The following is a 25,375-nucleotide window of genomic DNA, read 5'->3' as shown; positions in this document are numbered from 1 at the left end:
AAGCTCTCCTTTATTTCTTGTCAAAGATCCAATATGCACTTGCTGTTGCATGAATTTCTGACATCATATCAAATTCCCGGTTGATATAGTTTTTGGATGCACTGTCATTCGGATCGTTAACCAGTACCTTTCCGGAAGCCGTTACACCACGAAGGACAATGAAATGTCCGCCTCTGGTAAATAAGCCTGCACTTTGGGAACTGATGACAGGATGGCCTTCTGACAATGCTTTTAGGACTCTATTGGGATCGGTGGTCTGGGTGACCGATCCGCATCCAAAATGACTGGCTGCCGCTGCAAAGTAGGACCAGTAAGTGCCGACACCCGGTTTGTAGTAAGAATTTCCACACCAGGAAACTGCATCTACCGGAGTGATGGTTTTGCCCGTTAAATAACTTGCGACCATGGCAAAACTGGTCGGGCCACATCCGCTGGTTGCAATGGAACCTCCGCCATATGGAATATTTCCGTAATCTGTCTGCAGGTAATGAGGTATCTGCATTCCATTTGCAGGATAGGTGCCGCCTGTAGAAGTAATGATGTAGTACCGGAGTACATGGTCTACGTATTCTTTATCGCCATATCTGGAATAAGGCCAGTTAGGGCGGGCACACATCATATCAGAATAAGCGATGGCGTTTGCTTTGGTATAACCACCGTCCCGTTCCATGGCCCAGTCAATATAACCGGAACCGTAATTGTATCCCTGCAAAGCAAGCTTAATCCGGTCAAGATCTGTTGGACCGGTGCATCCGGCTTTATCCAGGGCATATTTGAGTTCCTGAATTCCGCATTCGATGCTGTACTCTGGGTCCGTAATACCGTTAGGCACATGGGGATATTTCTTATTAAATCCACCTTCTGCCGCCTGCATGACATCAAGACCACGTCCTCCGGATTCCTGCATCATCACAGCAAGGATCAGTTCCACATAGGGAGTCATTCCGTATTTTGCAGCAATCCGTTCTACTGTTGCCCGGTAGCGAAGCACCTCATCGGATACATTGGCGGTTGCAACTCCGGAAGCAGAGGAACCAAAAAAGAGGGTCAGATTTTCTGCATAAGCGTCTGCCAATTTTTTCTGTTTGTCGCTCAGATGAAAGACATGGTCTGCAAAATAAGCATCACCGGCATAGTTGATCACAAAGTTATGCCGGGTAAAGTTAACCGTCTTAGTATGAGAATCTGTTCCTTCACCGGCGTCCCCTTCTGCGCCGGCATCCACCGTAACTTCCATGGTAACTCTCTCTGTTGATACGTCATAAGTAAAAAGTCCATCCTTATTCGCCCGGATGACCCGCTTCAGTTCCGTAAGGTTGATATCCCGATAGTTGTCTTTACTTGCACAGAACTGGGCAATGAGCTGATTGGCATTTACAGAGATATAGTAAGCATAGGGATCCGTAATAGATACGGCATCATTTTCCGGTACACGAGAAGCCGCGGCATTCACCTCAGCAAGTACCTCATCGTGACATTCCTGTAAGACTTCTACAATGGCTTCATTGGCAGCATGTATATTTTCATTGATCCTGCTGTTACTGGTAAGTGCTCCGGTATTTTCGGAGAGATTTCCGAAGACAAGTCCTGGAAGCATGACAATGAATAATACTGGAATTAGAAGCACAGAAATAATTACGGCGACTGCCTTTTTAAAGGTTTCCCGGTTCTGAATTGCAGCACCAATGACGGCTCCAAAGGGACCGGCTGTGGCACCTTTTACAGCACCTGAAATAGAAGCTGCAGCTCTGCCTACCCGAACTGCTTCATTCAGACCGGTCTGGTGATCTGCCAATTAAATGCGATCCTTTCTTGGAGGAGTCGGGGGCAGTTTCTGGTCGATGGATTCATGGTAGGCAACTTCTCCACCGCCTGCATCATAAGGGGTTTTAGTTACTGCATCCTGTGCATACTGCTTGTACCATGTAGCACCGTCTACAGACTGCACAGTTTCATATGTACCCTGTGAGGGTGCCATATATTGGTCTGCATGATAGAGAGCAAACTCTCTGGAACCTGATTCGGTAGATTCCGTTCCGGTGATCCGTCCACCTCCGATTTCCATATTGGAATAATTGGGTACAGGGTGTGTGGAATCTACTTTCATGCCCATATAAGAAATATAAGCCTTTTCTGCATCTGCTCCTTTAATGGAACCGACCTGATTGTAGTTACCCTGTGCAATGCGGCTGATCACATTGTTGGCAAAGTCTCCACCTTTATTTAAGGAAGAATGATACATGACACTGCCGATGCTGGAATGCTCTGTATAGCCAGGTGCCGTATTGACTGCGCTACGTTCCACCTGCCTTCCGACAGCTCCGGACAGTCCACCTGACAGGAAGCTTCCACCGACAGCAGCATCACCAGGAGAAGAGGGGGCTCGGTAACCGCCGCTACCGCCGCCACGTAAATGCATGGAACTTGCCAGACTCCTTCCGGCGATTAAAAGCTCTGCCATCATGTTCCCGCCAGTGTTTCCTACATTGATGCCGAGGCTTGCCATGAAGGAATCGATCTTTTGGCTGACTTTTAAAAAAGCGATGGCGCAGAGAAACCAGATGAATATATTACCGGTAACGGCTTCCTTTCCCTGGTTTGCCACTGCCTGTTCCACTTCTGCTTCCGTAAGTTCTGCCGCGAAGACCGGGAAGGAACAGAGTATGACCATGCAGGCAGTAAGTGTCAGCAATAAAATAATATTTCTCTTATGTTTCATGTGTTCCTCCTGAAAAAGTAAGGTTACCATTGGGACGATAAATGGGGATTCGTTGCTTAATGGATTGCATTACAGGATATTGCTGCTTTTTCAGACCATAAACTGTAGACGCTGCCATTATCTTTAACTGCACGAACTGCCACGGTTGCAGATTCCCAGTTCGTTCCTACCTTCTGTTTTAAGCAGCCTGTTACAAACTCATCTTCCCCTTGATTTACAGTCAGATAATTATTTGTTGTAGTGTATACGTGTTCCGTTCCATCTGCTTTTGTAATCTTAATCTCATATGATGTTGCATCATCTACAGCATTCCACTGGATATTCAATCTACTTTTTGAATAGAACACATTGCTGTGTATATATGTAGCTCTGGTGATTGTCGGGGTATTCAGAAGCTTAATATCTAAGTCTTTCACAGCATCTTCTACTGCGTTAGATATTCCAGTTTGGTAACTGTCAGGCAGCTTCACAGTAATATTTGGGACACCGGTATATCCGTATTCTGATAACGGTTTATATTGTGGTGTTGCTGCATGTGCCGTAAGGGTTGAACCAAGCAGCATGGTTGTTGCTAAGGACATTACGATTATTTTTTTGGCTTTTTTCATATTTGAATTTCCTTTCTTTGTTTTGTATCAGTGTTGAATTTCAAGTTATTGTGTATCTCACATTAGAGAGATAATGGGTTGGCAAGGAAGGTTCCGACCATTGAAGTAAAGAGCCGTAGACACCAGGCGTTCATCAGCAGCAGGAAAAATTGTCCCCCAAGCATCCGACACCAACTCTTGAAAATATTACCGGTTGCCTGAGAAGAGCCCGTTGCGAAAGCGACTGGGGCTGTATAGACGAGAACGCCGAGAAGAATGTAACGCTCTGCCGCTTCAAACAGCAGTTTGATGTAATTCCATGCCAGAATCAGTACCAGGATCAGTGCAGTAATCGCAACAGCTCCATTGGCACAGACACCGAGGATAACTGTGATAACGGAGTTAAAGTCTGCGAATTTTAGCGGAGGCAGATCTTCTGTCAGTATCCAGCTATATGGTGTTCCTGCAATGTCAAGTAAAAGATCTACGATATCTTTTGCATAGAAAGTAAGGAACAGGAAGATGAAAGAGCGCATGGATAATTTCAGTGGATCTTCAGCCTCAATTCCGGCACCAGCAAAGTAATTCTTAAATAACTGCCAGACCCAGTTCAGTAGGATCAGACCGATGGCCAGAGCCAGAAATACCTGATACATGCTCTCGGCTGCGGGGAAATATCTTAAAAAGGTATCCATAGAGCAACCCAGAGCACCTAAGACTGAAGTGGTAATAAGATTCAGAATGTTCATGACTTGCTCTGCAATCCATTCTACAATTCCATCTAAGATTCCCATTTAGGCACCCCCTTTCCTGGCTTAGCCATTCCATTTGCCTCCGGCAAAGAACGGTGTAATGTAAGCCATGATGAAGCCAAGACCGTTTAAGATTGCCCAGGTGATGACGATACGCTTGAGCCATGCACGGGATTCGTCCACGGTCTTTCCAGATTTGGAAAAGTTCATCATTAAAAGAGCAACAGATGCCGTTACAACAGCAGCAATGGTAGAAATCAGGATGATCTGGTTGTAGACATCTTTCATGATCTCATTTGCTTTGTCCCACATGTTAGCTGCCAAGACCGGCTGAATATTGCATGCCAGAAGCGTGAGCAGCAGGGATGCTGTGTAAATAATCCGCATGTAGTCAGGACGACGCTTTTCATTCGGCGGGTTTTCTTTGACTGTATGTTTTCTCACGTAAGTTAAACCTCCTTCATATGAAAAGGGCAGTATGGAATATCCACCCTGCCCCGATGCTTATAGTTTCTTAGTGCCTCATGCCAGTATATCCGGCAGCAAAAAAGCAGCCCGGTCAATACAGGCTGCCTGATGCAAATACAGTATAAAATTGTAAAGCCGATTCACCTCCTGCAAGAAAAAACGCAGCCAGTACCAAAAGGGAGAGGCAATGACTCCGGTACCGCTGCGCAATTCCTGCATATAATTTTGACAATACCAATTTTAGCATGTGTATATTTACATGTAAATCGCAGAACCGTGCCAGTTTAGGTCGTGGAAGAGCCATAACTGTGCCATGACATCAAAAGTGCATTAATTCAACACCATTAGAGTTGGGGCAACTCTACCAGATACTGTATAGAAAAATCCTTGGCAAATATACTAAAAGTACGATTGTAACGCCGTAAGAATTAGTGTGATTAGGAGAAGATAATATGCAAGGGATAGGGAAAAGGATTCAAAAGAGTAGAGAAGCTGCTGGATTGAAGCAGGAACAGCTGGCAGAGATGGTTGATTTGAGTTGTAATTATTTAAGTGCCATAGAGCGAGATGTTAAGACACCAAAGTTGGATACTTTTGTAAGAATTATTAATGCGTTGAATGCATCAGCAGATGAAATTCTGATGGATGTGCTGGAAGTAGGAACAAAAACGAGATGTACGCAATTGGAAGAAAAGATGAAACATTTGCCGGCAAAGGAGCGAAACAAGATTCTTCGTGTTTTGGAAGTGATGATTGAAGAAGCGGGAAAATAGTCTGCTTATGGAGTGGACTTTTTAAAATCTGAAGATGCAATATAGTGTGTGAATATTTTGAATTCATGTGTTATATGATGAAATACATTTTCATATCTGCTATACTAACGCTAATAGAGTTAATTGACTGATTCTAAAGTGTGGAGGCAGTATGAAGAAAATTGGAATAATTATCACAGTATGCGTAGTAAGTCTGATGGCAGGTATTGGAATTGGAAAAGAAGTAGAAGGTCATAGGCAAAGCAGTGAGACTGAGCTTCAGGAAGAATATGTGCCGTGGGATCGGAAGACACCGAAGCCAGTAAAGAGTAAACTTAAGAATCTGGATTATTGCTACTTGTGTGGTAATGATAATCGCAGTCTGATGGGGCTGTTTCGTAAATACGACGATCTTGGGATCATCTGTGTGAATAACTGGTATGTATTGGATATGAAGATACGGAATCATGATGATGCAGGAAATTTGACAGGTCCACAAGGACACATTAATTCGACATATACAGGTACCGGAGAGGGAGAATGTTTCTTTCGTGCAAGCCCGAATTCTGATAGGGGAATTTCAAAGGTAACCGTAAGTTACGGTGAGAACAGTACACTGGATGTGAAGTATATCCAGAAACATCTTTGTCAGGACTGCTTGGATAAATTGATGGAAGTAATGGAGACTTACGGACCAGAGGATGAACCGTGGAAACCAAGAGATTTGTGTCTTGTGGATTTTAATACACTAGAGTTGTATTCCCTACAGGGCGATTATACCTCATATTATGTAGGAGATTATTATGTAGAGGTCGATGATAGCAGGGAAGAGGAACTGAAGGTTACAGCAGTTTATGCTCCGGTTTTGGAAGAGAATGGTGGAAAAGCAGGGGAGTGATTGTTGAATATGCAAAGGGGAGGTATAATAGAAAAAAGAGTTGGACAATTCGAAATTTAGTTATCGCTGATGGAAAAGAATGTAATTATTTTGAAGCATTTAAAAGCGCCAGAAAACCAAAAAGAATTAAAAAATGTTTGATAAAATTAACAATCTTGACGGAGAAAGATATTGCTATAGGTTAATATACGAATTGTAAAAGGAAGGATCAATATTAATGGAGGAATGGAAACAGATACAGAAAACATATAAAACAAGAGAATTAATAGGCATAATTGCTATGATTATGTCTTTTATAATAGGAGCAATTTGTGATTGGAATGTTCTTGTTGAAAGAAATATTTTAATTTCAATTGATGACATAGAATCATTTTCATTAACTATTTTACAGATACAGGCAACAGTCGGAACTCTGATATTTACAATTATTGCGTTGATTACAGGAAATATTTCTGATTCTTATATGGGAGTATCTATAAGTGATTTCTATTTAAACATAAAACCATGGAAATTAACGCAAAAAGTACTTATTGTTATTTCATTGGGATTGTGTTTGTCAGGCGTGATATTCCATTCTCTAGGCCTATACAATATTGTTTTATATCTGTTTATAGCGACATTAATTGCAATATTAATATCAATACTAGAGATATACTCTGCTTTCAAAGGTAGAAATACGCAGCATCAAGAAATAGAAGCATATGTCAATTATATGTTAGAAAGCGATATAGAATATGAGAAGAAATTAAACATATATCAAAATTTTGTTTTGGACTGGGAAAATGTGATTAATTCACAAGATAAACAAAGCTATGAAAAGTTCCTTGTAATCTTTGAAAAGTGTATGTCGGCATTATGGGATTATAAAACTGACGAAGCCTTATCGTCTATAGAACAACAATGCTATAGTATATCATATTGTCTTTTAGGATCGGAGAAAAAAGCGTTAAAGGAAAAAGGGCTTGAATTTGTGCAGGAAACATACGACAGATTATGGAGTGTTATTTATAATTGTATTGCAGAAAAAAGACCTCTACTAAATCAATATAAAAGTGAGTTTCCTCTTTTTACAGAAATTTGTAGTGAACTAGTACGAAGTATTGATGAAATGAATGTTGAAGATGTAGAAAAGAGAATTAAGTTTGATAACTTAGCTGATTCAGTACTAAGGGTTTCGATATGGCTTAGATACGACAAAGAGAAAGTGGTTGATAATAAAGAGGAGAAAATAAAATTTAAAAGATATAGATATAATTACCAAAGTGAAATCGGTGAATTGAATTCGTTTGCTAAATACATAGGATATTATTTGGGAAAACAGAATAATAAAAATAATATAATTAATCAGCATGTTTGGGCAAACGTATTAAACAGATGGAGTCTTTTTTCGACCTATAACATTCCAGAAGAAAGGGCAGAAGACTTTTTAGAGGCTAAAGTCAATACCTACTTTTGCTATTGTTATGGAATGTTGGTAAATGGACAAGAAAACATTGTAAAGGTGGGTCTATATCTTACAGGAATGAGGAACACTGTTAGATTAGACAATAAATATCAGGCTTTATTATATCTAGTCGTTCATTGTTACGTCTATTATTTAGCAGTGAGAGAAAGTGATGATTGTGTTCCAGCGGATATTAGGCAATCGGCATTAAATATATGGGATGACAAAGCTGTGAAGGGGGCTTTTTTGGACTTTCTTAATATGTTGTCAGAAAACTCAGGATGGTTGGATTTAGACATTCTTGACCAAATGTATGGGATAGTAAATAGATTTGAGTTGTTTCCTCAATATGAAGCCGCAAAATCTATGATTATCGAGCCTGTAACATCAGATTTTTATTTGTTTCTTATTCTATTTATATCTCGCGAATTTTTCTTGCCGGAGTTACTGGAAAGGAATATTGATGACATGCGAGCATTTAGATATGTTTCGAATGGAAATGAAGATAAAACAAAAGAAATGCTTGGTAAATTATTCAGAATGACATTTATAGGTAACAAATCTGAGGAACAAATTGATAGAGAAGTTGGTTTGATGTATGATGACCTTGAAAAAATGGTTAAGAAAAAACAAAAGGAAAGATATATCAGATTGGCAAAAGAAGCACAAGAAAACTATGAATCCAAAATAAATGAAGAGGAGATATGTGAAAAAATTAAAAATGATACCATTAAGAATATAAAAGAAAAATTTGCTCCAATCCTAGTTGAGAGTGATGAAAAGAATGGAATCATAGATGTTAATTTATTGAACTTAATTGATTATACTAGCTCAATGGGAACCAAAAACAGTACGAATGGATATTATTCGCACATGGATGGAATGTTTTTGTTTGGTATTGCAAGTTTTTTATATCAAAGGGGAGTTGTTGAATTTAAAAAGAGATTTGATGATTTTGCTGATGATAAAGAATTTATGGAATACTTAGCAGCGAATAATTTACATTTACTTCTTGGTTCACAGTATATTTTGAAAAATAGAGATTATAGAATTAGTGCTGAGTACAAAAGATTTTTGGAAGATTATGAGACAATATACACAACTGTTTTACAAGATGGTATTGCGTTGAGAAGGAATTCTATACAGGTGTGCTTGCATAATATTAATGTTTCAATCCATTCTCCAAGTATAAAAGAAGAAAATGTAGAATATGACAGGGAAACAAGAAAATATTATTATCCTATTTTGAATGGACTTCCGATAGATTTTGATGAAGATGAACTTAGAGAATTCCTCTATAATAATCGCAAAGTAATAAATGTAACTGCAAAAATATCTATACAAGTAAATGAAAAGCCATGTGGAACTATTTTCACTGGTAGACAAAGGGGGTAATATGTTTTTAAGGTGAATCAGTAAATAAATTGCTTCTCTGGTAACAGGATTAAGTGCAAAGATACAGTTTGCAGAATTGCAGATTGAAAGAGGGGGACTTGATTTCTCTCATCCCCCAGTGTATAATCTAATTAAGAAAGGTAATCAGATGCAAGATCTGATGCCCTCAGTAAAATTTAATTTATTTCTATGTTAAGACATAGCATCCATCAAACTTTCCTAGGGTTATCGTGGATGCTATTTCTTATTATGTCGGTTATCTATGTAGGTCAAAGCCGCAAAAACTACTAATAGTAAAGTAAGTACTTCCATTGTGTTCATGGGCATCATCCTCTTTCTAAAAACTAGAGGGCTTATCGAAATTGCATCCGCATTCTTCCTTGTTCAATTATACTTGCTAAGTATAACACAGTCAGATACCAGTGACAATAAGGTGAAAATTTTCGCATACCCTAGATGCTGTAGGGCAATCATGTGCTGATTTTATAAGTTTTGCTTAATGATTCTGGTAATGATTCCTACTGCCACATTCCGTTCTTCATCTATATGCGTTACGACAAAAGAGACGTTATCTTTCTTTCCAACGGTACGGCTGTCATAGCAGGAGTGGGCAATGGCATTGACTCCAATAGAGAGACGGACAAATACGGTACCTTTGTGAATGTCTTCTACAGTGCCGGCATATTTGCCCTGGACCTTACATTTCTTCATGTTTTCTTTACTGGTATTGCCTTCCACACTTTTTACATCTGCCCGGACATTGATGTGTTCTGAATCATCTGCGTTTACTTCCAGTATACGTACCAAGATATGATCACCTACATGGAAGCGCTCCCTGGCATCGCCGAGCCAATCGAAAGAAAGGTCACGGGCTAGGATGGATGTTTCCACTCCAAATATTTCAGCACGTACAACTTTTTCTGCGACTGCAACGACTCTTGCCTGCACGACACGGTCTTCGTGTACCTTTGGGGTACCGTTTGCATCTTTCTCCAGATAGAAAATCTGTCGTTTCTTTAGCATGGCTTCTTTACGGCTTGCTACAATGCTGCGCGTCTTTGCATCCAGTCCTTTTACAATAAAATCAATCTCACAGCCGAGCATATTGTTGAGAATCTTATTCTGGCGTAGGGACAGTTCTCCATAATCATGGGCATCATCCTGTACCAGATTGATCATCATTTCTGTGACTGGAATAACAGTCCGGAAATCTTTGTAGTAAATAATTGCGATTAGACTGCCGGTTTCCGTTTTTTCAATCCCCCCGAGCATACCAGTCAGTATCTTTCTGGTACGGTATGCGTTCTGGATCTCATGCCAGATTAGATCTGCCTTTGATTGGGCAGTTTCCAATATGGTATCGGAATCAAGAGTTAATACAGTAGCGTTGGTAATCATTTCGTTTGGCATAAATGTTCTCCTTTCGTTTATGACATAATGGAATTTTTATCTAAAGGAACCATTTCAGACGAATCTGACCAGTCATCTTTTAACAAATCTTTTGGAAGGTCATCATAATCTGGTTCCTGATAGACGGGGTCCTGAATTGGGAGGACCGGTTCTTTTGTCTTTTTTGATGTTGTATAAGTACGCTGTTTCTGAGATTTTGCTTGTGGCTTTGGGAGGTAGTCATATTCTTCTGTCTGTCCATTTTCTTGCCATTTTGGAATATGTTCCGATGCTTTCGTTGTGACAAGCTTTTTGGCATCTGGATGCAAGGTATAATCATATTTTTCTACTTTCAAAACCTTTTGCCCGCGTAGAATGACCAGAGCGGTATCCAGTGGAAGACGGAGAATTTCATCTGGGGTTAAAAGTTTACGTTTTCCAATGGATTGGGTTTTTCTGTATTCCGGAGAATAGTCAGATACCCGCCAGGTATTGAGTTGCTTTGCTTCAGAACTGACACCTACGGTAATATCGCCGGATCGGGAACTTATGAATTCTGCAGTGACCTCATCTGTACACCCTAAAAATAATTGGGTATCACAATTCCCGATGATTTCCTGCCACTGGTTATATGGATAACGGTTCTGCATCTGGGGCAGGTTCTGAAAGATACAGGAAATGCTTAGTCCCCTTGATCGGCAGACGCTGATCTTTTTGTTCAGTTCCAGAATGGCACCTGTATTGGCAAGCTCGTCTGCCAGGATATGAACTGGGACTGGCAAACGCCCATTTGTGCCATGTTTATCTGCAAAGCGTACCAGTTTGATGAACACGAAAGTCATGAACAGGGATGACAGGAAGTCAAAGGCACTGTCTTGATCGGAAGTGATGCAGAAATATGCACATTTTTCTTTTCCCGGAAGTGTCAGGTCGATCTCATCATAAGATGTGATCTGTCGAATCAGTTTATTTTGAAAAACCTGCAGCCTGGCACCCAGACCGATGATCACACCGGATCTTACCGTATCACTTGCCTGCTTATAGATGCAGTAAGGGACTTTTGCCGGATGGGATACGGGTAACAGGTCAAAAAGACTATTTAGTTCCTTTTCGGAACTCAGCGTCAACAATTTATAAACCTGACCGATATTCTTGGACTCTGGGGGGAATCCCTGTTCCACGTAAAGAACCAGTGCTTTTAAAAGATTTAATTCTGCATTGTCCCAGAAATGATCCCCTTTGGCAGAACCGGTATTTTGAATGATGACATCCGAAAATACCTGGGCTATAGTTTCCTGACCGTCTATTTCCATCAGACAGTTCCAGGCATCTGAGTTTTCTGGGTTGACCAGATTGAAACACCGCACAGTATATCCTTCGTTCTCCAGATATCCTGCCATACTTTCATATAATTCTGATTTTGGATCGGTTATAATCAGGCTTTCTCCACGAGTAACGCATTGAAAAATCATATTTCTTGCATAAGCTCTGGATTTCATGGAACCACTAGCACCGTAAACTGCAACATTTCGATTCATGCGTGTTTCATAAGGAAGGCAAACCGCTTTTCCGTTTAGCTTGCCAAGAATTGTTCCCTTATTTTTCTTCACATGATCAGTTAGCTCCAGGACTTTGTGCATCTCATCCGGAGTCATGAATCCGGAAGTTCCATAGGTACCCTTGGTAGAGTAGTTTAGATTTCGCTCTTTATCAAAAATTTCGCCATTTCTGTCATATCCCATCCGCATCACTAAGAAAGTTAGTAGACCAAAGGCAAGAAGGCATAAAAAAATCCCATACAGGTTATATGGAAATCGTGTCAATGCCATAAGGCAGGCTTTTGGATGTAGGGAGGCTGTCTGTGGGTAAGTACCATTGCCAGCAAAGTTTCCGGCAGCACTCCAGGTTTGGTAGTTATTAATAAATTGTGCCACATAGCCGCCAGCATAGAGCGTGCAGAGGCAGATTGGAAGCAGATAGATGAGCTTCCACCATTTACGGTTCATGTAAAAACCCCCTTCTGAATTTGTTAAGGTCAATACTGGAGAATTGAATGTCTGCTGTGAGGTATTCTTTGAGAACTGCTATCTGGAAATCAAAACAGATCAGGTTTCCGTGTAGGCCGTAAACATTCAGTCCGGTATTGAATCGATTGATTCGCTGCATGTCAAAATCATAAGCAAGAAGTGCAGGGTTTCCATCTTTGGTTACTGCATCATGCTCCAGTGGTATTTCTTCCTGGCGAGCGTTCATATCCGATAGTAATAATTCGTTAAGCTGTTTTGTCATTGCCGGGTTTGCTAATAGCTGCATCAATGTTTCCCCCTGAAAATCGTTGGGGAGATAATGGAAATGTTCAAACGAGGTGTCCAGCATAAAGAGGCTTCGCTTGTAGCCACCAGTGCTGGTCAGCAGTTTGAAAGCAGTTTCCATATTGTCACCAAGCATAATTGCACGAATTTTCGGATGTCCGGAGTAAGGATATCCCTGCAGATAATGTTGCAGGAAAGCATTGAGGCGCACTTCAGTTTTATACTCCCACTTGAGGACTCCACTTCCGGTATTGTAGATGACGTAGATGCAATGGGGTGCCATCAGGATTCCCATACTCCGCGAATTTTTGATTTTTGTTGTTGCCGCCCCAAGTTCTTTAATCTCTCTGGAAGAATAAAATAAAGGAAGGCTTCGCATATGGATGGAATCAGCTTCGCGTTCCTCAGAAAAAATATGTGGTTTTCCATCCGGATAAAATGGGATTCCAGCATGGAGTAACGTCAGGTATGTTTGTGCCTTCTGATGAAGACGGATGCGGCGTGACGGTTCGCTTCGGATAACATTAGTCTCAGTATTTCCACTTAGATAGCGGTGGAAGCGGGCAGGATAGTAGGCGAGGAGCAGTTCCTTGGAACGTTTGGTCAGTCGATATCCTCTGAGTTTATCCTTATAGTGGGTGCGGATGAGCTTATCAGCCTTCAGTTCAGTGATGATTTTTTCAGCATAAGAAGGACTTGTAAAAAGCCGATTCAATTGATTCGCAGGAAATTCCCCACAGATTCCGATAAGTTCCAGCAGCCTGAATTTCTGAGTGTCTGGTCTTAGCAAATAAGTATCACCTCAATTCATTTTTTACCGATGTTAGCCTGTACTTGGGTAAAATGGCTTTTGTCAGTGGTAGAAAAAGCATAGAAATATAATGCTTCAATCCTCTTTTTACCTATGTCGGAAAAATAGGTAAGAAAATCAGGAAATTTCCGATATGGTTTCCAATAGTTCTTTATGTGATTTCATCCAATCAGGAAAGGCAGATTTTTCCATGATGTAGACAACTGTCGAATCTGCATTACCAAATTCTGTTGTATGATAGGAATCACAGTACAATCCGCTATCGTCCAATAAAACGTAAGTTGCTATCGTATCCAGAATCTGCTTGAATTCCAGATTGTCATAGTCACGAACCCTTTGGTTGAAAAGAGTACGATCATAAATCTGGCTGAAGCAGACCACACAGTCTTTATACAGAGCTAGGTCGTGGCTTTTTACATATTCCTGCAGAGCATAATTCAGTGGCTCATGAAGAAATGACATATTAGTGCGGACTTTTCTTTTTGGGAGAAGCCCTGGAAGGGTAATAGACAAAATCTCCTGTTCCTGTGAAATGGTGATTCCCTGTGCGTCTGCAGCAAGCTTTAGATAACTGTTCTTGCCAGAGAAATCATTGATATAGACCAGATTCCTGAGCTGGCAGGTGATACGTTCTGATCGTAAGGCAGCATCAGTGCTTAGTGCTTCATAATTTGCACCATATTTTTCAATGTCTGTAGTTTTCAAAGCAAAAAGGGTGTTTCTGAGCTTTTCTATTTCGCTTTCCACACCCTGTAATCTCTGAAATATGATTCTTGTATTTGTGTTCATGAAACCTCTTTCTTTTTGTAGTAGCTGACAGAACCGTCAGGGGTGACCATGCAGTAGGCAATCACACCATCAATTGTAAGTTTCCCCGCTTGTTTTTCCGATTCAATGATGATGATTCGTAATGCTTCCCTTGGAGGAATACTTTCAAACACATGGTTCATCAGTGCTTCCTGTCCATTAGCAACATATATGATTTCATAGGTTTCATCATGGGAAAAGAAATGTAATTTAACGGGAAAATCACCACTGGTATGGTAGATGAGTGCCTTTTTAAAATCCAGAAGAACCCAGAAGGCAGCAATAGTCCCCATATCAGGTGAATTAGCAGACTCTTCAGTGTCGCATAGTAAATGCTGTTCTTTATCATGGTAAATCCGCCCCTGTTTGGTCAAACTGGTGATGAGAGATTTGATAGAGTCTCTGTTTTTATCAAAAAGTTGCAGCACCTGTTCATAATGCAAGGCGTGATATGTAGTGAGAATCCGAAGAAGGGTTGCCCCTTCTCCTTTGTATAGTTGTTCTCGTGTTTTCATAGATGGTCTCCCTTCGTATTTGTAATTGTACGTATAGATATACGTACAGCCTGCGTATAGATTTCTGTGCGTATGGTGTACGTACAGATAGTGGACTGCTGTGAGTACGGTTTTGGGGTACAAAAAAAGCACCGGTCAGGGTGCTGATGAATAAGAAAACTATAAGCAATACTCATTTTAACATGGGTAAATTTGCGTTACAATCGCAGAAGTGTGCCAATGATGAGATTATTATGTGCCAATTGTTTAAAAACTTATATGGAGGATGCTTTACAGAATGTCGAAAATAGTGGTAAAATACAATAAAAGGAAAAAAGAATTAACAAAATTTTTATCGCTTTTTTTCCTTAAAATCAATATAATAGTGGGGGAAGCATATGAGTCGGGCATTAAAAATATTACATTTGTCTGATTTACATATTCCAAAAGAATTTATTAACGATAGAGATTTTAAAACCGTTAAAGTAAATTTGTTAAAAGACATTGAACAACAGAAAAAAAAATATGGAAAAATGGATGTTGCCGTTTTCACTGGGGATTTTGTTGATAAAGGGAATGTTGAATTGTTCAAAGAGGATATGTATACATTTATTAGTGAGGTATTAGATACAGCGGGTATACCTAAAGAAAATGTGGTCTTTGTTCCTGGAAATCATGATGCCAAACGACCAGAAGGTATGGTGTATGAGGAAATACAAAAAGTCAGAGAAAATTGTGAGGTAACAAATAATAAGGATGATGTAGGATATATGTGCAAACGTTTTCAACCGTTTGTAGATTTTTGTATGCAATTTTCGGAAAGTACAATAGAATGTGATAAATCTTATGGAATTACGGATATATCTTTAGACGATAATGAAGTATATCGTTTTATTCGAATAAATTCAGCGTTAGCAACCTATGACAAGAATGATTATAATAATCTTTTCGTTACAAAAGTGCAATTGGATGATATTTTAAGGCAGATGGATGATAGGATTAAACCTCGAATAACTTTTTTGGTCATGCATCATCCTATGGATTGGTTTACATATGAAGAAAGAGTCCTTCTAGAAGAATACATTGCAGATGAAACAAAATTTAATGTAGATATAATACTGAATGGGCATATTCATAATGGGCAAGTCAGTTTAAAATCGGATTTAGATACCAATATAATCACGCTTGTAAGTGGAGTTGGATATAGTAGAATAAAAAGAAAAACTTCAATATACCCAGATTCGTATCGTTATGCCGTTTATTGTGTCGAACCAGATGAGAACAAACTAATAGGTGCATTACGGATATCAAATCAGAAAAAGGGATTTGGACCTGATACAACACTTTATAAAAAAATTAATAATGATGGAGTCTTAACTATTCCGCTAAAGGTTGATTATGGATTATCGACAAGACAATTAAGCATACCTATGTCAACAAAAGTGATTGTCAGTGATGAATTATTAAAAACACTTGATAGTGTCATTGTTCAACTATGGAAATTTGAACAGCAAATTAAAAAAGACATAGATAATATAGCACGAAAAAAAGGTAAAAAAGAACAAAAAGTAACACAAGAAGATAAAATAAATGTATTTCTTTTTAATTTGTGTTGTGCCTTTAGAACTGTTTTTTTTCCAGATGTTTCTAGCAGAGATGTTCGTGTACACGTCAGACATTATATCCCTAGTATAGATACGCATCGAGTAGTAATGTCACTATATGGGGATAAAACAAAGAGTGGTCCTGTAACTGATATGAAATGGGGCGATAAAAATAATTTAATATACTATTCATATATTGAAAAAAGAACATTGTTAGCTTCAATAAATCCAGATAAAACATTTCACACAACGGATAGCAGGTGGGATGAATTCCTATCATTGGCTGTGACATATGATGGATATAAAAAGAATGAAATACCAGCTATGTCTTTTGGTATTTCATTTGATTGGGATAATATGGAAGCTGATGAGATTTTGCAAATAATGAATATTCTATATTGTTTAAGTTACGTTGGCTTAGAACATGTAATGGAAAATGTAATTGAGTATGCAAGTAATAAATTAAAATTTAAAGATTATTTTAATAAAATAGGAGGAGAATATGAGTTTAGCCAAGGCGGAAAAAAAGTCAATAACGATTGACAAATTTGATTTAGCACAGACTCTTTTGAGAGCTAAGTCTAGTAGTAGAGTGACGGATGAGGATTTTAATACCTTGATCAAAGTCTATGAGGATGCTATTGTAAAGGATGTTAGCAGCAATAAATATTCTCCTACTGTAAAAATAACAAAGGAACAGAAAGAATTACTTAATTTTGGAATTTAGAGAGAGAAGGGAGACGTCATATGACGTCTCCCACTTATTTATTTCGGGAAGAATCTATTCAAGATATCCATTGTTTCTTTTGATGTAAAACCCCAGAGAATGGTACTCAGCGCTTCTATAGCTGCGTGACGTTTCCGGTAATAGGTACGATAAGAGATATTGCTGATATGCGGTTCGAGCTTTTCAAGGATCTCATCCGTGTTTTTCAGTTCCTGTGGAGACAGGAATGCATAATAGAGAATCCAGTAATACTGTTCTCCGTGCTTATGATTGTTACGGAGAAGATCAACGGAAGAATCTAATAGCTTCAACATCTTGTTACTCCGCTCAATGCTTTTTGCCCTTTCTGCTATGTCAGTTCCGGATAATTCTACCCCTGCAGCATAAACGGAATCTAGAAAATCATCCACACTGGTTCCATATTCCATACGGAATTGCGCTTCTAACTGCCGGACCACTACCTTCAGGCTGTATGTGGCATCCCGGTATCTTCGCAGAAACTTGTAAGTGTCGTGGAAGCGGGGATCTTCTTCAGGAGTCGCATAGCTTTGTTTTTTGTTTCCAGCCATTCTATTCACCCCCTTTCGCAGTAGTCATATATGTTTCAGCAGGCAGGTTAACGGCAGGTTTTTCTTTTGGCGTGACAGTCAGTTCAAACCGATATGCAGCCTTTCCGTAAGGACAGATAATATTTAGTGTATATTGATTTACTGTATCTATGCAGGCTGATAAAGGAGATAATATATACCTGGTTTTGGAGCATTCGCAGCACGGAATCCCCTGTGTTTGCAGTAGTTCTGCGACTTTTTTGATGATAAATTTCATGTGAGAAACCGGAACGCAGGACTCATTTTTGGGAACGGTGATTTGTTCTTCTGTAACAGTTTCTGAAACGCAGACCTCTTCTTTGGTTTCAGGTACGTGGATTGGCAGTTGCATGTTCATAGCGATTTCCTCCTTGTCTATCATTACATCACTGATGTCAAACATGACAGACAGGTAGTAGTTAAGATAGATCATGCTGCCATGTTTGCCTTTGAAGCTGACAAGAGTGATGAAGTTTAACTCTTCAAATTTTTTCAAGATACGTGATATAGTGGTTTTTGAATGTCCCCAACGTTCTCCAAGTGACTGGAAGCTGGTTAGGGGATTACCTGTGTTATTTCGGTAATATACTACAGGTGCAGAGAATGAGCCTTGCACGGTTGGATCATTGTATATAGCATGAATCCACATATCCAGTAACATATCCATCTCTGAGCATTTCCCCAGGCTGATAAGTTCATGGACTTTTGCAATAGGGAAAAAGAAAAATCCATCATCCTTTTTGCAGGGACAGTTGTATTCCAGAACGGTATTGTCCTTTGCCCAGTCAGTGATCTTAAATTTTACGATTTTCTTATTTCCAAGAAGAGAGTATGTAATACAATTTTGCTTCACCAGAAAATCTAAAATAGAGATTGCTTGATGTTGGAACCGGCAGTGAAACCATGTCTGAAGATCGGAAAGAGTACAGAGCCATTCGCCAGGACCTACCATGTAGGTAATATGCTCCATTCGCCGATATGACGAGCGGTAATTAGCATAGGAGCAAAGCACGATATAGTAAAAAAGACAAGAGCCTCCGTTTGTGCGGATGCTCTTGTCAGCGATAAGTGATCGTATAAAATTTCTGTAAATTCTGCAGCGTGGGAAATCCACGATTTGTTTTAATTCTAATTGATAGTCCATAAAATAACCTCACATTCTAAAAAGGTATTGAAGTACCTCCGGATACGATTCTTTGATAGTGAATCAGGTGCACCTCATTGCATTTCTATTGCATTTTTGATATCTTTTCATACTATTTCAAACTATCCAATATTGCCTGAAAATGGCTTAAAATCATTGGTTTTGCTTTATATTGCTTACCGTCAAACTGGAGTTTGAGTAGCTTGAAAAATCGCGGAAAAGCCCATAAATAAAGGCTTTGCGGGGTGTCGAAAAGACCAAATGGAGTGCAAATGGAGTTTAAAAATTATTTTTTTCTCTTGTTTATATTCCAGATTCACCTGCAAATTTCGTGAAATCGGTTATTCTCATAAAATAAAATTAGAGTAAATATGAAGAACAGTTTGTTTTGATTGAAGTGATTTTCGTCAAGGCAGACTGTTTTTTTGTTGCCTGCATTTAGAAAACAGATACCACAGAAAGGTTCTTTACTTTCGATGAGCTTAAACTCCATGACACAGTAATCACACTGATGGAGAATTAAAAAACAAGAAAATTTGATAAATTTCGGAAAATGATGTCCGATTTTGCATCTGCCAGTACAGAGTATATGAAGAGATAAATATTCAAAACACAGGAGGTACTGATTATGCAGAATAAATTATTTTTAAAGGCAGCCGATATATGTGAACTTCTGGAAGTAAAACAGACATCGGCTTATGAAATCATCGGAAATCTGAACAAGGAACTGGAAGAACAGGGCTACCTGACGCTTAGAGGAAAAGTTCCGACAAAGTATTTTGTGAAGCGTTTCTACGGAGTAGAAGATACTTGTGAGATTCCACAGGAAGAGGGAAAGGAATGGTTTCATGCGTAAGAGAAAAATGTATTTATCAGTGGAAGACATTGCAGAACTCTTTGGATTATCAGTTTCGTTTGCTTACCGGGTAGTGGAAAGAATGAATGCCGATCTGGCAAGCAAGAACTATTATGTGATTCTCGGTCGGGTGCCAACCCGCTATGTAGAGGACAAGATCTATGGTCTGGAACATGTTGAGCAGTATTTGAAGGAGGATAAAGCGGTATGAGTATGATGCAGGAAAAAATGTATATGGATGTGGATGATGTGTGTGCAATTCTTGGAGTTTCAAAAACTTATGCATATAGTCTGATGCGAGAATACAACAAAGAATTGAAGGCAAAAGGCTATATTGTAGTAGCTGGAAAAATCTCTACGAAATTCCTGGCAGAAAAGATTTATGGCATGAAAGTCGAGGATTAGCAATGGGGGTTTACAAAGAAGGAAAAAACTGGAAAGTACAGGTCTATTACAAAGACTGGCAGGGAAATCGGAAAAGAAAACAGAAAAGAGGATTCAGGACCAAGGGTGAAGCTAAGGAATGGGAAAGAGATTTCCTGCAACAGCAGAGCCAGGGTGTGGATATTGAATTTGGAAATTTTCTGGAGATTTATTACAAAGATATGGATGTCCGTCTCAGAGAAAACACTATGTACACGAAGCGATATATTATTGACCTGAAAATCAAGCCTTATTTTGAAAAGAAGATTCTCAGTGAAATTACGGTGGCAGACGTCCGTGCATGGCAGAATGAGTTGCTGACGTATAAGGATAAGAATGGAAAAGGATATTCTCCTACTTATCTGAAAACAGTGAACTGCCAGCTGACTGCAATCTTCAATTATGCAATGCGGTATTATAACCTGCAGGATAATCCCTGCAGGAAGGCAGGAGCGATTGGCAAGAGTAAAGGAGAACCGAAGGACTTCTGGATGCAGGAAGAGTTCAATGCTTTTCTGGAAACAGTAAGTGATAAGCCGGAGACAAGAATGGCGTTTCTTTTGTTGTACTGGACCGGAATGCGTATCGGTGAATTGCTTGCACTTACTTATAATGACATCAATCTTGAAGAGAAAACCATATCAATCAATAAATCTTATCAGAGACTGAAAGGAAAGGATATGATCACGCAGCCGAAAACTCCAAAGAGTATCCGTGTGATTACGATGCCGGATTTTCTTGCAGAGGAATTTAGGGAGTATTGCAGTCATTTGTATGGAATTATGAAAAAGGAAAGACTTTTTCGGTTTACCAAATCGCATATGGAACATTGTATGGCTACCGGAATCGAGCGGTCTGGTGTAAAGCGGATACGACTTCATGATCTCCGCCATTCCCATGCCAGTATGCTGGTTGATATGGGGGTGGCTCCATTGGAGATTGCAGAACGCCTTGGACATGAAAAGGTGGAAACCACGTTGAACACTTATTCACATCTGTATCCGTCTACACAGAGTAAATTAGCAGGTTTGCTAGATAAGAAACATGAGGAAGAGGAGGAATAAGCGATGGCTGGTGACAGACATGGAAAACACAACACAACGACCATTTCTTTTCGGGTGAATTCTTATGAAAAAGCAACAATTGAAGAACGAGTGAAAGTGAGCGGAATGAAAAAACAGGATTATATCGTCCGATCATGCATTTACAATCATGTATGTGTTGTTGGAAAGAAAGAAACAATTGAGATTATCCGGTCAGAAATGAAGGAAATGAGTTTGGTTTTGGAGGATGTGGCAAAAGATTTGAAGTCTGAAAAACCAGTTATTTCAGAATCGGTTCTTGATAGTATGACAGAACGGTATCTTGCATTTTTGGAAGCAGCATTATGGATGCTGAAAGGTTCAAGTTATTTATGGGAGGATAAAAAGGATGGAAGAGAAAGTAATGAAGGATTGTAAAGTGCTGGCATTGTGTTCACAAAAAGGCGGGGTTGGCAAGACAACAAGTTGCGTGAATCTGGCAGTCGGACTTGCAAAAGCAGGGAAGAAAGTGCTTGTGATTGACAATGATCCGCAGGGAAGTATGACAGCAAGTCTTGGGTATCATAACCCAGATGAATTACCAATCACACTGGCTACTATTCTGACAAAGATTGTAGAAGATGAACTATTTGAAAATACACTGGGAATTTTACATCACCAGGAAGGAATTGATTTGATTCCGGCAAACATCGAACTCTCTGGAATGGAAGTTTCACTTGTAAATATTATGAGCAGGGAACTTGTCTTAAAACAATATATAGAAAGAATGAGAGAAGAATACGACTATATATTGATTGACTGTATGCCATCACTTGGAATGCTGACGATCAATGCACTTGCCAGTGTCGATGCAGTTATTATACCTGTCCAGGCGGCTTATCTTCCTGTAAAGGGTCTAGAACAGCTGATACGGACGATAGGAAAGGTGCGAAGACAGCTTAACAAACAACTGAAAATTGGAGGTATATTGATCACAATGGTGGATAACCGAACGAACTATGCAAGAGATATATCTGATCTGATTTTTGATACATATGGAAACCAGATTAAGATTTTTCCACAGAGTATTCCATTTTCAGTACGAGCAGCTGAAATCAGTGCGGAAGGAATCAGCATATTTGAGCATGATCCAAAAGGAAAAGTAGCGGCTGCATATTGGCAGATGACACAGGAGGTGCTTTTGAATGAAAGGTAGAAGTGCATCGAAGATAAAACTGACATCTTATGATGAATTACTTGGAGGAGGAGAAGAAACGAACGATATCCAGCAGGTTTCACTTGAGCATTTACATTCTTTCGAGAACCATCCATTTCAAGTAAATGATGATGAGGCAATGGCGGAACTGGTGGAAAGTGTGAAAGAAGAGGGAATTCTTACAGCATTACTGGTACGACCGCTGGGTGATGGTGAATATGAAATCATCGCCGGTCACAGAAGGAGACATGCGGCACAACTTGCTGGTCTTAAAGAGGTTCCGGTTATTATCAGAAATATGGATCAAGATACAGCTGTCCGTGCGATGGTAGACAGCAATCTGCAGAGACCTAATATACTCCCAAGTGAAAAGGCATTTGCTTACCGTATGAAGATGGAAGCAATGAATCATCAGGGAACATCAGGCGGTATCAGTGCGAAAGACATTGGAAAGAACGCAAATGACAGTGCAAGGCAGGTGTATCGCTATATCCGGCTTACTTATCTGATGAATGACCTATTAAACGCAGTAGATCGTGATGTGATCGGATTGCAGGTAGGTGTAGAGCTTTCCTACCTTACGGTTCCAGAACAGGAGATGGTGGAGGAAGTGCATGAGAGTACCGGAAAATATCCAAGTCTGGAACAGGCAAAAAAAATAAGGCAACATCGAGAAGAAAAAACGCTGACAAAAGAGATTGTGCGGCTCCTGGTTATAGGAGAGCGTAAAAAGAAAACAACGGTAACATTAAAACAGGATGAAATTAAGAAGTATTTTCCTCCAGAGTATGATGAACAGAAGATACGGACTGTTATATGTCAGCTTTTGGAGGAATGGAGCAATCAGAATCATTGATAAGTACGAAGGGAGGGATGTGTCATGAGTATAAGAGCAACATTCCATTATTTTCAAGGAATGGAATGCGATATGTACAGTTTTTATCGTATTCCCAAACTGCTGTTTACAAGTGAATATTTTAAAAATCTCTCCTGCGAAGCAAAGGTGCTGTACGGACTGATGTTAGACCGGATGTCACTGTCCATCAAGAACCGGTGGTTTGATGAAGAGGACAGGGCATATATTTTCTTTTCGGTGGAAGAGATTATGGAAATGCTTAACTGTGGCAGGAATAAGGCTGTGAATTGTCTAAAAGAGCTGGATCAGGAAAAAGGGATTGGATTGATTGAGAAGAGGCGAATCGGACTTGGAAAAACAAATGTTATTTACGTGAAAAATTTCAGCCTGACAGAATATCCAGATGAGCCAGCAATCTTTGATTCGGAAGAAACACCGGAAAATGTAGCAGAGAGAAAAGAAAATACAGAGACAGAAATAGAAGAATATGCGAAAAAAGAGCCGGAAAAGCCCGTAAATACACAGAAGTTTGAAAAACAAACTTCAGGAAGTTTGAAAAATAAACTTCAAGAAGTTTCAAAAACAAACTTCAAGGAGTTTGAAAAACAAACTTCAAGAAGTTTCAAAAACAAACTGTAATAATACTGAATATAATTATACTGAATTTAGTGAGAATGAATCTTATCAATATCTATCTGAACAAGAGAAAGGGAGAGATAGGATACAGGAGAGAAATGAGTATCGACAGTTAATTCATGATAATATCGAATATGAGATCCTTTGTCAGAGCTATGGAACTGGACGAGTAGAAGAGCTGGTAGAGCTGATGCTGGATGCAATATGTTCGACAAAGACATATCAACAGATCAATGGGGAAGCTGTGCCTACACAAGTGGTCAAGAGCCGTTTGCTCAAAGTCGGGTATGAACACATCCAGTATGTGTTTTTCAGTCTTGACAGGAGTACAAGCAAAGTGAAGAATATCCGGCAGTATATGCTGACGGTATTGTATAACGCTCCTGCAACAATCAATCAGTTTTATGATGCTGAAGTTCGACATGACATGTACTGGGGGAAGGATATTCCAGACAGGTAAGAACTTTGTGCCCACTGGGCACGAAGTTTAAAAAGAGATAGTCATATCTGGCAGATATGCTAAAATAACCTTGTGTCCACTGGGCACAAAGTAGGAGGAAGAATTATGTTGAGATTTATGATAAAACTGCCATTTCGAATTATTGCAGCTCCTGTTTGGCTGGTACTTGCAGCGGTGAATATTGTGCTGGTGTTCCTGGTTGGGTTATCTGCTGGATTCTGCTATCTGATAGCCGGAATCTCTGTTGTGACAGAAGTTTTGAGTATTGGGTTTGGAATCAGTACGGACTGGACAATGAAATCAGCGATTATTACGACAGTAGTGTTTGTTCTACTCCCACATATCGGTATGGGGATAGTTGCAGTAATTGAAGTTGTGAAATGTGGATTACAGGAATTTATTTTTGGATGATTGTGGAAAATATAGTGGCGCTATATGGAAAGGCAGAAATAAACAATGGAAGAATTATATAAAGTGATGGATGATTTGCTTGAGGTGGAATTTCAGATGAAAGCAGGGATGGATATTCTGAAAGAACTGGAAGAGTTTTATATGCTGGAAAAAGAAACCGAAAAATCGGATGCTAGAAAAGTAGCTGTGCTGATGAAAGGATATCTGCAGTCGATGAAGTCAAATATTCGAGAAATCATTCGTTATATTGATGACACGACACTTGAAAAATCAAATGATAAAAAGAAAGATAAACAGGAATCTGCGAGCACCATATCCGAGGAAGTGCAGGAATTTGTGAATCTGACAATTACAGAGCATATGGGGAAAGCATATTCAGAATGGAAGTTAAAGCAGGATAAAGAGCCAGTAAGTGAGATTGATAAGAAATACCAGAAATTACTGGAAACGTTATCCCAAGAACAGGAAGAAGTGATTACGGAATACTGTAATGCAATTTTTAGCAGTGGAGCAGAAACAGAAGAATTTTTCTATCGACTGGGATTAAAAGATGGACTGAATCTGAAAAATACGGTAAAATCTGTATTAGAAATGATATCATGAAA

27 protein-coding genes and 1 pseudogene are annotated in these 25,375 nt (G+C 39.4%); 16 read left to right on the top strand and 12 right to left on the bottom strand.

Annotated elements, in window-relative coordinates; genetic code table 11:
* Positions 1 to 10: 10 nt before the first annotated feature.
* The 5 genes from ACTNES_RS01180 to ACTNES_RS01160 form a co-directional block, all read right to left on the bottom strand.
* The gene (locus ACTNES_RS01180) at positions 11 to 1,795 is read right to left on the bottom strand and encodes a lysozyme family protein (RefSeq protein ID WP_441038327.1); all 1,785 of its coding nucleotides are present in this window, start codon (positions 1,793 to 1,795) and stop codon (positions 11 to 13) included.
* Positions 1,796 to 2,719 (bottom strand): hypothetical protein, encoded by a 924-nt coding sequence (locus tag ACTNES_RS01175; RefSeq protein WP_441038326.1) that lies wholly within the window; start codon positions 2,717 to 2,719, stop codon positions 1,796 to 1,798.
* Between the two features lie 56 nt (positions 2,720 to 2,775).
* Entirely contained in the window at positions 2,776 to 3,327 is a 552-nt protein-coding gene (locus tag ACTNES_RS01170; protein ID WP_441038325.1) for a hypothetical protein, read from the bottom strand.
* A 62-nt stretch (positions 3,328 to 3,389) separates the two neighbouring features.
* Entirely contained in the window at positions 3,390 to 4,100 is a 711-nt protein-coding gene (locus ACTNES_RS01165) for a hypothetical protein (protein WP_441038324.1), read from the bottom strand.
* 21 nt (positions 4,101 to 4,121) lie between these two features.
* Positions 4,122 to 4,502, bottom strand: coding sequence for a fimbrial protein (locus ACTNES_RS01160; RefSeq protein ID WP_330578517.1), 381 nt, complete (start codon positions 4,500 to 4,502; stop codon positions 4,122 to 4,124).
* A gap of 476 nt (positions 4,503 to 4,978) precedes the next feature.
* Between ACTNES_RS01160 and ACTNES_RS01155 the strand changes: the two genes are divergently transcribed.
* The 3 genes from ACTNES_RS01155 (at position 4,979) to ACTNES_RS01145 (ending at position 9,015) form a co-directional block, all read left to right on the top strand.
* Positions 4,979 to 5,299 carry a helix-turn-helix domain-containing protein gene (locus ACTNES_RS01155; protein ID WP_441038322.1) on the top strand — a complete coding sequence of 107 codons (321 nt, stop codon included), beginning with the start codon at positions 4,979 to 4,981 and terminating at the stop codon, positions 5,297 to 5,299.
* A gap of 151 nt (positions 5,300 to 5,450) precedes the next feature.
* The gene (locus tag ACTNES_RS01150; RefSeq protein ID WP_441038321.1) at positions 5,451 to 6,176 is read left to right on the top strand and encodes a hypothetical protein; all 726 of its coding nucleotides are present in this window, start codon (positions 5,451 to 5,453) and stop codon (positions 6,174 to 6,176) included.
* A gap of 217 nt (positions 6,177 to 6,393) precedes the next feature.
* The gene (locus tag ACTNES_RS01145) at positions 6,394 to 9,015 is read left to right on the top strand and encodes a hypothetical protein (protein WP_441038320.1); all 2,622 of its coding nucleotides are present in this window, start codon (positions 6,394 to 6,396) and stop codon (positions 9,013 to 9,015) included.
* 483 nt (positions 9,016 to 9,498) lie between these two features.
* Here the strand turns inward: ACTNES_RS01145 and ACTNES_RS01140 are convergent, their stop codons facing one another.
* The 5 genes from ACTNES_RS01140 to ACTNES_RS01120 form a co-directional block, all read right to left on the bottom strand.
* Positions 9,499 to 10,425, bottom strand: coding sequence for a S1 RNA-binding domain-containing protein (locus ACTNES_RS01140; protein ID WP_441038319.1), 927 nt, complete (start codon positions 10,423 to 10,425; stop codon positions 9,499 to 9,501).
* A 17-nt stretch (positions 10,426 to 10,442) separates the two neighbouring features.
* Positions 10,443 to 12,410 (bottom strand): VirD4-like conjugal transfer protein, CD1115 family, encoded by a 1,968-nt coding sequence (locus tag ACTNES_RS01135; protein ID WP_441038318.1) that lies wholly within the window; start codon positions 12,408 to 12,410, stop codon positions 10,443 to 10,445.
* A complete protein-coding gene (locus ACTNES_RS01130) occupies positions 12,400 to 13,506 on the bottom strand; it encodes a hypothetical protein (protein ID WP_441038317.1) in 1,107 nt (368 codons plus the stop codon). Before ACTNES_RS01130 ends, ACTNES_RS01135 begins: the two co-directional genes overlap by 11 nt.
* A 138-nt stretch (positions 13,507 to 13,644) precedes the next feature.
* Positions 13,645 to 14,316: a DUF6100 family protein gene (locus ACTNES_RS01125; protein WP_441038315.1), complete on the bottom strand. Its 672-nt coding sequence runs from the start codon at positions 14,314 to 14,316 to the stop codon at positions 13,645 to 13,647.
* The gene (locus ACTNES_RS01120) at positions 14,313 to 14,849 is read right to left on the bottom strand and encodes a DUF5697 family protein (RefSeq protein WP_441038313.1); all 537 of its coding nucleotides are present in this window, start codon (positions 14,847 to 14,849) and stop codon (positions 14,313 to 14,315) included. Before ACTNES_RS01120 ends, ACTNES_RS01125 begins: the two co-directional genes overlap by 4 nt.
* A 377-nt stretch (positions 14,850 to 15,226) precedes the next feature.
* Here ACTNES_RS01120 and ACTNES_RS01115 point away from each other — a divergent pair, with 377 nt between their 5' ends.
* Positions 15,227 to 16,975 carry a metallophosphoesterase family protein gene (locus tag ACTNES_RS01115; protein ID WP_441038311.1) on the top strand — a complete coding sequence of 583 codons (1,749 nt, stop codon included), beginning with the start codon at positions 15,227 to 15,229 and terminating at the stop codon, positions 16,973 to 16,975.
* Positions 16,935 to 17,159, top strand: a complete 225-nt coding sequence (locus ACTNES_RS01110; protein ID WP_441038310.1) for a hypothetical protein — start codon at positions 16,935 to 16,937, stop codon at positions 17,157 to 17,159. Before ACTNES_RS01115 ends, ACTNES_RS01110 begins: the two co-directional genes overlap by 41 nt.
* 38 nt (positions 17,160 to 17,197) lie before the next feature.
* On the opposite strand, the gene ACTNES_RS01105 is transcribed toward ACTNES_RS01110, so the two are convergent.
* Positions 17,198 to 17,728 carry a hypothetical protein gene (locus ACTNES_RS01105; protein ID WP_441038309.1) on the bottom strand — a complete coding sequence of 177 codons (531 nt, stop codon included), beginning with the start codon at positions 17,726 to 17,728 and terminating at the stop codon, positions 17,198 to 17,200.
* 1 nt (position 17,729) lies between these two features.
* The gene (locus ACTNES_RS01100) at positions 17,730 to 18,890 is read right to left on the bottom strand and encodes a MarR family transcriptional regulator (RefSeq protein ID WP_441038308.1); all 1,161 of its coding nucleotides are present in this window, start codon (positions 18,888 to 18,890) and stop codon (positions 17,730 to 17,732) included.
* A 628-nt stretch (positions 18,891 to 19,518) separates the two neighbouring features.
* Here ACTNES_RS01100 and ACTNES_RS01095 point away from each other — a divergent pair.
* The 11 genes and pseudogenes from ACTNES_RS01095 to ACTNES_RS01045 all read left to right on the top strand — a co-directional run bounded on the left by ACTNES_RS01095 (position 19,519) and on the right by ACTNES_RS01045 (position 25,373).
* Entirely contained in the window at positions 19,519 to 19,746 is a 228-nt protein-coding gene (locus ACTNES_RS01095) for a hypothetical protein (RefSeq protein WP_008705329.1), read from the top strand.
* The gene (locus ACTNES_RS01090; protein ID WP_008393122.1) at positions 19,739 to 19,957 is read left to right on the top strand and encodes a hypothetical protein; all 219 of its coding nucleotides are present in this window, start codon (positions 19,739 to 19,741) and stop codon (positions 19,955 to 19,957) included. The genes ACTNES_RS01095 and ACTNES_RS01090 overlap by 8 nt, the downstream gene beginning before the upstream one ends.
* Positions 19,954 to 20,151 (top strand): hypothetical protein, encoded by a 198-nt coding sequence (locus ACTNES_RS01085; RefSeq protein WP_024853999.1) that lies wholly within the window; start codon positions 19,954 to 19,956, stop codon positions 20,149 to 20,151. The genes ACTNES_RS01090 and ACTNES_RS01085 overlap by 4 nt, the downstream gene beginning before the upstream one ends.
* 2 nt (positions 20,152 to 20,153) lie before the next feature.
* Positions 20,154 to 21,233: a site-specific integrase gene (locus tag ACTNES_RS01080; RefSeq protein WP_024854000.1), complete on the top strand. Its 1,080-nt coding sequence runs from the start codon at positions 20,154 to 20,156 to the stop codon at positions 21,231 to 21,233.
* A 3-nt stretch (positions 21,234 to 21,236) separates the two neighbouring features.
* Positions 21,237 to 21,629 (top strand): plasmid mobilization protein, encoded by a 393-nt coding sequence (locus ACTNES_RS01075; protein WP_073113076.1) that lies wholly within the window; start codon positions 21,237 to 21,239, stop codon positions 21,627 to 21,629.
* Positions 21,601 to 22,407 (top strand): ParA family protein, encoded by an 807-nt coding sequence (locus ACTNES_RS01070; protein ID WP_441038306.1) that lies wholly within the window; start codon positions 21,601 to 21,603, stop codon positions 22,405 to 22,407. Before ACTNES_RS01075 ends, ACTNES_RS01070 begins: the two co-directional genes overlap by 29 nt.
* Entirely contained in the window at positions 22,397 to 23,263 is an 867-nt protein-coding gene (locus tag ACTNES_RS01065; protein WP_026650282.1) for a ParB/RepB/Spo0J family partition protein, read from the top strand. Before ACTNES_RS01070 ends, ACTNES_RS01065 begins: the two co-directional genes overlap by 11 nt.
* 24 nt (positions 23,264 to 23,287) lie before the next feature.
* Positions 23,288 to 23,648 (top strand): annotated as a pseudogene (locus ACTNES_RS01060) (replication initiator protein A); the annotation flags it as partial.
* 213 nt (positions 23,649 to 23,861) lie between these two features.
* Positions 23,862 to 24,359 (top strand): DUF6017 domain-containing protein, encoded by a 498-nt coding sequence (locus ACTNES_RS01055; RefSeq protein WP_441038305.1) that lies wholly within the window; start codon positions 23,862 to 23,864, stop codon positions 24,357 to 24,359.
* Between the two features lie 105 nt (positions 24,360 to 24,464).
* Positions 24,465 to 24,770 (top strand): hypothetical protein, encoded by a 306-nt coding sequence (locus ACTNES_RS01050; protein ID WP_028087788.1) that lies wholly within the window; start codon positions 24,465 to 24,467, stop codon positions 24,768 to 24,770.
* A gap of 45 nt (positions 24,771 to 24,815) precedes the next feature.
* A complete protein-coding gene (locus ACTNES_RS01045) occupies positions 24,816 to 25,373 on the top strand; it encodes a hypothetical protein (RefSeq protein WP_044925306.1) in 558 nt (185 codons plus the stop codon).
* The last annotated feature ends 2 nt before the right edge of the window (positions 25,374 to 25,375 follow it).

The sequence above is a fragment of the Blautia sp. HCP3S3_D9 genome (assembly GCF_052063845.1).
In the GTDB taxonomy this organism is placed as follows: Bacteria; Bacillota; Clostridia; order Lachnospirales; family Lachnospiraceae; genus Blautia_A.
Note: the sequence above shows the minus strand (reverse complement) of the source record. Positions and strands in the feature narration are given on the sequence as shown.

Excerpts from the sequence above, each read along its gene's own strand:
- ACTNES_RS01175 (WP_441038326.1), bottom strand. The coding sequence starts at position 2,719 with ATGAAACATAAGAGAAATATTATTTTATTGCTGACACTTACTGCCTGC.
- ACTNES_RS01170 (WP_441038325.1), bottom strand. The coding sequence starts at position 3,327 with ATGAAAAAAGCCAAAAAAATAATCGTAATGTCCTTAGCAACAACCATG.
- ACTNES_RS01165 (WP_441038324.1), bottom strand. The coding sequence starts at position 4,100 with ATGGGAATCTTAGATGGAATTGTAGAATGGATTGCAGAGCAAGTCATG.
- ACTNES_RS01155 (WP_441038322.1), top strand. The coding sequence starts at position 4,979 with ATGCAAGGGATAGGGAAAAGGATTCAAAAGAGTAGAGAAGCTGCTGGA.
- ACTNES_RS01150 (WP_441038321.1), top strand. The coding sequence starts at position 5,451 with ATGAAGAAAATTGGAATAATTATCACAGTATGCGTAGTAAGTCTGATG.
- ACTNES_RS01145 (WP_441038320.1), top strand. The coding sequence starts at position 6,394 with ATGGAGGAATGGAAACAGATACAGAAAACATATAAAACAAGAGAATTA.
- ACTNES_RS01140 (WP_441038319.1), bottom strand. The coding sequence starts at position 10,425 with ATGCCAAACGAAATGATTACCAACGCTACTGTATTAACTCTTGATTCC.
- ACTNES_RS01135 (WP_441038318.1), bottom strand. The coding sequence starts at position 12,410 with ATGAACCGTAAATGGTGGAAGCTCATCTATCTGCTTCCAATCTGCCTC.
- ACTNES_RS01125 (WP_441038315.1), bottom strand. The coding sequence starts at position 14,316 with ATGAACACAAATACAAGAATCATATTTCAGAGATTACAGGGTGTGGAA.
- ACTNES_RS01120 (WP_441038313.1), bottom strand. The coding sequence starts at position 14,849 with ATGAAAACACGAGAACAACTATACAAAGGAGAAGGGGCAACCCTTCTT.
- ACTNES_RS01115 (WP_441038311.1), top strand. The coding sequence starts at position 15,227 with ATGAGTCGGGCATTAAAAATATTACATTTGTCTGATTTACATATTCCA.
- ACTNES_RS01110 (WP_441038310.1), top strand. The coding sequence starts at position 16,935 with ATGAGTTTAGCCAAGGCGGAAAAAAAGTCAATAACGATTGACAAATTT.
- ACTNES_RS01105 (WP_441038309.1), bottom strand. The coding sequence starts at position 17,728 with ATGGCTGGAAACAAAAAACAAAGCTATGCGACTCCTGAAGAAGATCCC.
- ACTNES_RS01100 (WP_441038308.1), bottom strand. The coding sequence starts at position 18,890 with ATGGACTATCAATTAGAATTAAAACAAATCGTGGATTTCCCACGCTGC.
- ACTNES_RS01095 (WP_008705329.1), top strand. The coding sequence starts at position 19,519 with ATGCAGAATAAATTATTTTTAAAGGCAGCCGATATATGTGAACTTCTG.
- ACTNES_RS01090 (WP_008393122.1), top strand. The coding sequence starts at position 19,739 with ATGCGTAAGAGAAAAATGTATTTATCAGTGGAAGACATTGCAGAACTC.
- ACTNES_RS01085 (WP_024853999.1), top strand. The coding sequence starts at position 19,954 with ATGAGTATGATGCAGGAAAAAATGTATATGGATGTGGATGATGTGTGT.
- ACTNES_RS01080 (WP_024854000.1), top strand. The coding sequence starts at position 20,154 with ATGGGGGTTTACAAAGAAGGAAAAAACTGGAAAGTACAGGTCTATTAC.
- ACTNES_RS01075 (WP_073113076.1), top strand. The coding sequence starts at position 21,237 with ATGGCTGGTGACAGACATGGAAAACACAACACAACGACCATTTCTTTT.
- ACTNES_RS01070 (WP_441038306.1), top strand. The coding sequence starts at position 21,601 with ATGGAAGAGAAAGTAATGAAGGATTGTAAAGTGCTGGCATTGTGTTCA.
- ACTNES_RS01065 (WP_026650282.1), top strand. The coding sequence starts at position 22,397 with ATGAAAGGTAGAAGTGCATCGAAGATAAAACTGACATCTTATGATGAA.
- ACTNES_RS01050 (WP_028087788.1), top strand. The coding sequence starts at position 24,465 with ATGTTGAGATTTATGATAAAACTGCCATTTCGAATTATTGCAGCTCCT.
- ACTNES_RS01045 (WP_044925306.1), top strand. The coding sequence starts at position 24,816 with ATGGAAGAATTATATAAAGTGATGGATGATTTGCTTGAGGTGGAATTT.